7 protein-coding genes are annotated in these 7,759 nt (G+C 72.4%); 3 read left to right on the top strand and 4 right to left on the bottom strand.

Going from position 1 to position 7,759, the window contains the following annotated elements; all coding sequences use genetic code 11:
- Window positions 1-74: 74 nt before the first annotated feature.
- Window positions 75-716 carry a 2-phosphosulfolactate phosphatase gene (locus B1729_RS16210; RefSeq protein WP_163633817.1) on the bottom strand — a complete coding sequence of 214 codons (642 nt, stop codon included), beginning with the start codon at window positions 714-716 and terminating at the stop codon, window positions 75-77.
- 67 nt (window positions 717-783) lie between these two features.
- Here B1729_RS16210 and B1729_RS16215 point away from each other — a divergent pair, with 67 nt between their 5' ends.
- Entirely contained in the window at window positions 784-1,338 is a 555-nt protein-coding gene (locus B1729_RS16215; RefSeq protein ID WP_163633819.1) for a hypothetical protein, read from the top strand.
- A gap of 38 nt (window positions 1,339-1,376) precedes the next feature.
- Here the strand turns inward: B1729_RS16215 and B1729_RS16220 are convergent, their stop codons facing one another.
- On the bottom strand, window positions 1,377-1,970 hold the full coding sequence (locus tag B1729_RS16220) for an NADPH-dependent FMN reductase (RefSeq protein WP_163618813.1): 594 nt from the start codon (window positions 1,968-1,970) through the stop codon (window positions 1,377-1,379).
- Between the two features lie 175 nt (window positions 1,971-2,145).
- Between B1729_RS16220 and B1729_RS16225 the strand changes: the two genes are divergently transcribed.
- Window positions 2,146-3,885, top strand: coding sequence for a hypothetical protein (locus B1729_RS16225; protein ID WP_163618812.1), 1,740 nt, complete (start codon window positions 2,146-2,148; stop codon window positions 3,883-3,885).
- Complete coding sequence (locus B1729_RS16230) at window positions 3,882-5,237, top strand: hypothetical protein (protein ID WP_163618811.1); 1,356 nt, start codon at window positions 3,882-3,884, stop codon at window positions 5,235-5,237. Before B1729_RS16225 ends, B1729_RS16230 begins: the two co-directional genes overlap by 4 nt.
- Window positions 5,238-5,266: 29 nt before the next feature.
- Here B1729_RS16230 and B1729_RS16235 read toward each other — a convergent pair whose 3' ends face one another.
- Window positions 5,267-6,649: an FtsX-like permease family protein gene (locus B1729_RS16235; protein WP_163633821.1), complete on the bottom strand. Its 1,383-nt coding sequence runs from the start codon at window positions 6,647-6,649 to the stop codon at window positions 5,267-5,269.
- A 98-nt stretch (window positions 6,650-6,747) separates the two neighbouring features.
- Window positions 6,748-7,566 carry an ABC transporter ATP-binding protein gene (locus tag B1729_RS16240; RefSeq protein WP_163618810.1) on the bottom strand — a complete coding sequence of 273 codons (819 nt, stop codon included), beginning with the start codon at window positions 7,564-7,566 and terminating at the stop codon, window positions 6,748-6,750.
- Between the last annotated feature and the right edge of the window lie 193 nt (window positions 7,567-7,759).

Consider the following 7,759-nt stretch of genomic DNA (forward strand, 5'->3'; position numbering starts at 1 on the left):
CGTTGAGCGAGCTTGCGAGTCGAAACGCAGAGACGAGACGCGCTGCCCCCCGGCGCACCGCCGCAGCGCAGGCCTCAGTACGCGACGAACGAGCCGTCGCGGAGGACGGGCACGACGGATGCCGCATCCACGACCGCGGCGTTCAGCACCTCGTCACGCGGGCCGCGGTCGAGCAGCTCCTGGCCCGAGCCACTCGCCGTGAGGAGGTGGCGCACGGCACCGCGCAGGCCGCGGAACGCCTCGCCCGCCGCGGCCGCCTCGGGTGACGTGTGGTCGATGCCGAGCGCACCGAGGGCGTCGACGACGGCACCGGCCCCGAGCTGGTCCTCGACGGCGAACCTCAGCGAGGCGCCGGGCTCGCGGCCGGCGAGCTCGCCGGCGGCGATCACCCCGATGCTCGTCCGCTCGGCACGCCGGTGCTGGATGTCGAGAACCGCGCCGGCCACCGCCGACGCGTTGCGGAGGCAGCCGAGCAGCACCACCGCGCCGGACTCGCGGGCCGCGTCGGCCACCGCCGCGCCGTTGAGCGACACGGCGTGCGCCGAGGCGTCGAGCGGCACGCGCTCACCCCGGGCCACGGCATCCGTCACCGTCGTGGAGAACCGCAGCACGTCGACGATCACGACGACGTCGGCGGGAGCGAGACGCCGAAGGCCCTCGACTCCCCAGTCGTGGCGGACCTGGTAGCGGCGCTGGTCGAAGGGACTCTCGGGCATCCGTCCAGCGTAGGCCGCGGCATCCGCGAGCCGGTGCCGGGTGCCGAGGCGGGTGCGACACTGGAGCATGCGGATCCTGCTGAAGTTCGTGATCGACTGCGACCCCGACGCCGCGTGGCGGGCGGTGCACTCGCCGCGTGCGGTGGCCGAGCTCTACGGCCCGGTGATGGATCTCGCGCCGCTTGTCCCGCGCGGCCTGCCGACGTCGTGGACTCCCGGCGACGACGTGCCCGTGCAGCTTTCGGCGTTCGGCTCGGTGCCGATGGGGCGGCAGCTGATCCACGTCAGCGAGAGGTCGGTCGACGAGCCGGGCGGACGCGTGCGGGTCTTCCGCGACAGCGGCATCCCGCTGACCGGTCCGCTCGCGAGCCTCGACGTCTGGGATCACCAGATGGCCGTGTCGCCGGCGCCGGGGCAGCCCGGCAAGACGCTGTGGCGCGACCGCCTCGTCATCGGCGGCCCGACCGCGCCGCTGCTGTGGCCGGTGCTGTGGGGCATCTGGCAGTGGCGCGCCGCGCGGGTGAAGGCGCTCGCCCCGGGCTGGGCGCACGATCCTGAGCCCGCCCCCGCCCCCGCCCCCGCCGACGCGGACGCGGGGGCGGACGCGCGCGCCGACGCCTGAGCGGGCGCCTGCGGTTCGGCCGAACGGATGCCGCGCCGTCAGGCCTGCGGGATCACGGTGAGCACTCGCGCGGTGTACTCGAGGAACTTCACCATGAAGGTGCGGAGGAACTCCTCGGTCTCCGGCACGGTGACCTCGCCGTCGTCTTCGATGAGCCCCGGCGTGAAGTGGATGTACGCCTCGGGCGTCGTCATCTGCCGCGCGTTGAGGAAGCTCAGCGTGCTGCGCAGCGACTGCTGGCCGACGGCCGTGCCGATCTGGCCGGCCGAGGCGCCGATGACGGCGGTCGGCTTGTCGGACCACGCGTTCTGCCCCCAGGGGCGGCTCCCCCAGTCGATGGCGTTCTTCAGCGCACCGGGCAGCGAGCGGTTGTATTCGGGCGTCACGAACAGCAGCGCGTCGGCCGAGCGCACCGCCGCCTTGAAGTCCAGCGCCTCCTGCGGGTAGTCGCTGTCGAGGTCGCGGTTGTACAGCGGCAGGTCGCCGTACCCGATCTCGAAGAACTCGAGCTCGGGCGGCGCCAGGCGCTGCAGCGCCGTGGCCAGGCGCCGGTTGATGGACTCGCGCGACAGACTGCCGACGATGACGCCGACGCGGTAGGGCGGTTCGTGCTCGACGATGTCGATCTTCATGGCCTCAGCCTGCACCCGGTGCGGGCGCGCACGCACCCCCGTTGACGGACGGATGCCGGAGCCCCCGTCCGCGCCGTCGCGCCGTCCCCCTATCGGTATCAGGTGCACAGGAGCATCCTCATCAACAACGGGACGTACGCCACAGGTGCACGCCCGAGCCTGCTGGAGGTGGCACATGCCCGACGGCATCGACTTCGCCGATGACACCGATCAGCCGCGCACCCACATGACGCTGCGCCTGATCGCACAGGACCCTACTGTGCTCGGCGAGGACGAGCGGATCCTGACCGCGCTGGTCAGGGTGCCGTGGTCGCGCATGGAGGTGGGCCCGCGGGGCGCCCGGCTGCACGTGGTCGACTACGACACCGCGACCGGCCGCTACTACAGGCACGCCGCGATCACCGACGACGACCCGTTCGCGGACGTCCCGGACACGACGCTGAAGAAAGACCGGGCGTTCCACGCGCAGCAGGTCTACGGCACGGCCGCACGCACGCTGGCGGCGTTCGAGACCGCTCTCGGGCGCCGGCTGCCCTGGGGCTTCGCAAACCACCAGCTCGCCCTCGTTCCGCATGCCTTCGCCGAGGCGAACGCGTACTACTCACGCGAGGACGGGGCGCTGCTGTTCGGCTACGTGCCCGCGGATGCCGACCGCGAGGCCGTCTACACCTGTCTGAGCCATGACGTCGTCGTCCACGAGACGGCGCACGCGGTGCTCGACGGCCTCCGGCGGCGCTACCTCGAGCCGGCCCTTCCCGATCAGGCCGCCTTCCACGAGGGGTTCGCCGACATCGTCGCACTGCTGTCGGTGTTCTCCATGCGTCCGGTCATCGAGCGGGCGCTCGGGCCGGCCGACAAGAACGGGCGCATCAAGCGCGCGAGCGTCGAGCCCGCAGCGCTCCGCAGGAGCGTCCTCGCGAAGGTCGCCGAGGAGATCGGCGGCGTGCTCACGCAGGGCCGCGGGGCCCTCCGGGAGTCGGCGAGGAAGCCGCCGCCCACGGGGTGGGACGAGATGCCCGAGTTCGACGAGCCGCATCGGCGCGGCGAAGTGCTGGTGGCGCTCGCGTTCGAGCTGCTCGTCGAGATCTGGTGGAAGCGGCTGCAGCCGCTCCTCTCTCGCCCGAAAGCGGCGGACGGCGACGGCCGCGGCATCACGGTCGACCGGGCCCGGGCCGCCGAGGAGGGGGCACGGGCGGCATCCCAGCTGCTCACCATGCTCATTCGCGGACTCGACTACCTGCCGCCCGTCGAGTTCGACTACGGCGACCTGCTCAACGCCGTGGTGCTCGCCGACGCGGAGGTGGTGCCCGATGACGACCTCGGCTATCGCGACCTGCTCATCGGCCGCTTCGAGGCCGCGGGCATCAAGCGCCCTCAGAACCGGGTCACCGACGTGCTCACCGCCCAGCGCCCGCCGCACTACCTGGGGATCAACTTCGCGGGGCTCCGCAGCGACCGCGACGAGGTGTTCCGTTTCCTCTGGCTGAACGCACCCCGGCTCGAGATCTGCACGGACTACTACACCGTCATCGAGTCGGTGCTGCCGACGCAGCGGATCGGACCGGACGGGCTCATCGTTCCGGAGTCGGTGGCCACCTACCTGCAGATGGTCAACATGACCGCCCGCGAGTTCACCGACGCTTCGGGGCTGGAGCTCTCACCGCAGATCGACCCCGGCACATCGGTGCAGCTGTTCGGCGGCGGCACCCTCGTCTTCGACCAGTTCGGACGGCTGAAGCTGCATATCTTCAAGCGCCTCACCGACTGGAAGCGCCAGCAGCGGCGCCTCGAGTACCTCGCGAAGACGGGCCGACGGGATTCGCTGCAGCGTCTCGGGTTCTCCGAGGGCACGGCCCGCGGCCAGGCGTTCGCCCGACTGCACAACAGCGACCTGAGCTCCGGGGAGGCATGGTGAGCACTCCGATCAGCGTCCGCGTCCGGATGTACCAGGTGGGCTTCGGCGACTGCTTCCTGGTGTCGGTGCAGTACGACGCCCCACTGGCCGACGGTCGCGCCGAGCGGCACCTGCTCATCGACTTCGGGACGAGCCACCCCCCACGCGACGGGATGGCGCGCGGGCGCATGGCGGATGTCGCCGCACTGATCGAGACGCACACCGGCGGCCAGCTGGACGTGCTCGTGGTGTCCCATCGGCACCGCGACCATCTGCGCGGCTTCGAAGTCGCCGCGGGCGGCGCGATCATGAAGAAGCTCGCTCCCAAGCTCGTGCTGCGGTCGTGGACGGAGGACCCGGAGCTGTCGGCGACCGCCGACGGACCGGATGCCCAGCCGGGGGCGACCCCGGTCGGCGATGCCGACGGGGCCGATGCGCCGCGACGGGACGGCGCGGCCGGCCCGATCAGCGCCGCATCCGTCCGGTACGCCGCGCTCATCGCGCAGGCGCAGGAGCACGTCGCACGCCTGAGCGGGCTCGTCGGCCTCGACGACGACATCCGCGCCGCGGCCCAGGACCAGCTCAAGAACGCGGATGCCGTGGCGCTGCTCGATGAGCTCTCGCGCGACGGTCGAGGGCGCTACCTGTACGCGGGGATGGATGCCGGCATCGCCGACGTGATCCCGGGGCTCGCAGCGACGGTGCTCGGCCCGCCCACCGTCGACCAGGACCGGCGCGTGGCGAAACAGCGGGAGAACGACCCGGAGTACTGGCTGACGGCCCTGGACGCCTCGCTGCGCGTGGCAGGATCGGCGGGCGACGCCGACGCACCGGCGCCGGTCACGCTGCCGCCGGGTCCCGTCCGCTGGCTGGTGGACCGGCTCGCCGACCAGCGGTCGCATTCCGCTGCCCGGCTGGTGCGAGACCTCGACGACGCGCTCAACAACACGAGCGTCATCCTGCTCCTCGAGGTGGGCGGCCTGACCCTGCTGTTCCCCGGCGACGCGCAGATCGAGAACTGGCAGCACACCCTCGAGCGGCTCCCCCGCGACGCGAAGCTCCGCGACCGGCTGGCGCGGGTCGACCTGTACAAGGTGGGTCACCACGGCAGCCGCAACGCCACCCCCCGGTCGCTGCACGCCCTGTGGAGCGGCCGCTCCCCCGACCGCCCGCGGATGACGGCGCTGCTGTCCACCCGGCAGGACGTCCACGGCAAGCGCGACACGGCGGTTCCGCAGGAGCAGCTGCTGACGGCGCTGCGCGGGGTCGCCGACGTGTACTCGACGGACGAGCCCGTCACCGGCGGAGAATTCGTCGAGGTGGTCGCCGACGCGCGTGGTGGTCCCTTCCGCCTCGTCCCCCCACCGGGCTGACGACTCCACGACGCGAGAACCCGGCGCGGTCAGTCGGCGAGCGCTTCGACCGGAGCGACCCTCGTCGCGAGCCGCGTCGGCACGACCGCCGCCACCAGCGTGAGCACCGCCGTCGCCACGACGATGATCGCGACGGGCAGCCACGGCACGGCCGGTGCGACCAGCGTCGGCGCAGAGAACGACGGGGGCATCGGCACCGCGCCGAGGAGCGACTGCGCGCCGGCCCACCCGTAGGCGGTGCCGAGCACGAGCCCCGTCACGGTGGCGGTGATCGTGATGTGCGCGGCCTCGAGCAGCACGAGGCGCCGCACCTGCCCCGTCGACACGCCCAGCGCGCGCAGCAGTCCGAGCTCGCGACGCCGCTGCACGACGCCGATGGTCAGGAGATTGACCAGTCCCACCGCGGCGATCACGGCCGAGACGGCGACGAGGCCCATCATGATGCCCGCGAACGTGTCCATGAGCGTCGTCATGTCGGTGGGCAGCGGACCGTCGGCGGATGCCGCGAACACGGCCTTCTGCGTCTCGAGTGCGACCGCGAACATCGTCACCAGCGTGACGCCCATGACGACGCCGATGGCCATGCGGCTCGAGCGCTCGGGATACCGCAGGGCGTTCTCAGCCGCCAGCCGGGCCGTCGCCGACCGGCCGAACAGCCTGCCGACGAGACGCAGCACCGGCGGCATCACGAGCGTCGCGCCGAGCGCGAGCCCGGTGAAGGAGAAGATGCCGCCGAAGAACGCCACGACCACCCCGAGCGGCGACACGAGGCCGATCAGGATCCCGCCGGCGAGCAGCACGCCACCGATCGCGAACAGGGCGATCGCGACGCCGTTGCGCCCGCCCTTGCGCACCTGCGCGTCGTGCGATGCCTCGACCGAGCCGCCGAGGGCCTGCAGCGGCGTCACCGTCAGCACGCGCCGCGATCCCGCCCACGCGGCGGCCCACGTCGTCAAGGCGACGACGGCTGCCGGGACCAGCAGCACCGGCTGCACGACGGCGTAGTCGACATCCTGGATGCCGAGCGCCGACGTCGCGAGCAGCACGCCCGCCCAGGCGGCCAGCGTGCCGCCGACCAGTCCCAGCACGGCACCGATCACGCCGACCCCGAGGCCCTGCCGTGCCACCTCGGAGCGCTGCGAGCGCGCCGAGGCGCCGATGAGGCGCAGCAGCGCGATGCGGCGCGTGCGTCCGGCGATGACCGTGGCGAAGGTGTTCGCGGTCACGACGGCGGCGACGTACACGGCCACTCCGATGAGCAGGAAGCTCATGATCGCGAGCACCGCCGCGAGCGTGCCGCTGTCGCCGATGTATGGGTCTGCCCGCAGCAGTGCGGCGATGAACCCTGTGGCGCTCAGCAGGATCGCGCCGAACGCGCTCGAGATCGCGGCCACCAGGATGCTCGCGCCCATGCCCCTCTCCCGCAGCCAGGCGAGCGGCGCGGCGGGGCGCGACGAGGGGATGACGGATGCCTCGAGCCCAGGCGGGCGCTCAGTCGTGGCGACGGAGCTCACGACGTCACCTCCGCGACCCGGTGGCCGACGGCCGACGACGCGGGAACCGGCGCCCCCGCGGTCAGCTCGGACGCGAGCATGTACGCCGAGATCTCCTCGGCGCTCTGGCGCGGCTTGTCGGCGACGATGCGCCCGTCGCCGAGGAACAGCACGCGGTCGGCGTGGGAGGCGGCGACCGGGTCGTGCGTGACCATCGCGATCGATTGGCCGTGCTCGCGCGTGGCGGCGGCGAGCAGGGCGAGCACCTCACGGCCCGACCGCGAGTCGAGGTTGCCGGTCGGCTCGTCGGCGAACACCAGGTCGGGCGCGGTCGCGAGGGCGCGGGCGATCGCCACGCGCTGCTGCTGCCCGCCCGACAGCTGGTGCGGCCGGTGCCCGAGGCGGCTCGTGAGGCCGAGGCGCTCGATGAGCCCGTCGATGCGCGCTCGCTCGAGCGCCGTGGGCCGGCGCCCGTCGAGGTCGAACGGCAGCAGGATGTTGCCGAGGGCATCGAGGGTCGGCACGAGGTTGAACGCCTGGAACACGAAGCCGACACGACGCCGGCGCAGGATGGTGAGCTCCAGGTCGGAGAGCCCGGTGATGTCGGTGTCGCCGATCCAGGCGCGGCCGGAGCTGGGCGCGTCGAGGCCGGCCATGATGTGCATGAGCGTGGACTTGCCCGAGCCCGACGGGCCCATGATCGCGGTGAACTCGCCGCGGCGGATGCCGACGCTCACCCCGTCGAGCGCATGCACCGTGCTCTCGCCGGTGCCATAGGTCTTGCTGAGCTGCTGCACCCGGGCGGCGAGGCCCAAGTCGGTCGATGAGAGTTCCATGCCTACGACGGTATGGACGGCCCCCGGTCTCCCGCGTCGGCCCGGCGAGGCATCCGTGTACATCTGGAGGATGACTTCGCAAGGGCCTCGGTCGTCGAGAGGCTCGAGGCGTTTCGTCTCGGTCGCTGGCGCTCCCTCGCTCAACGACCGGAACCTTCCCCCGGTCGTTGAGCGAGCGAGGAACGAGCGAGAC

This window comes from Microbacterium sp. B35-04 (assembly GCF_010634885.1).
Classification (GTDB): domain Bacteria; phylum Actinomycetota; class Actinomycetes; order Actinomycetales; family Microbacteriaceae; genus Microbacterium.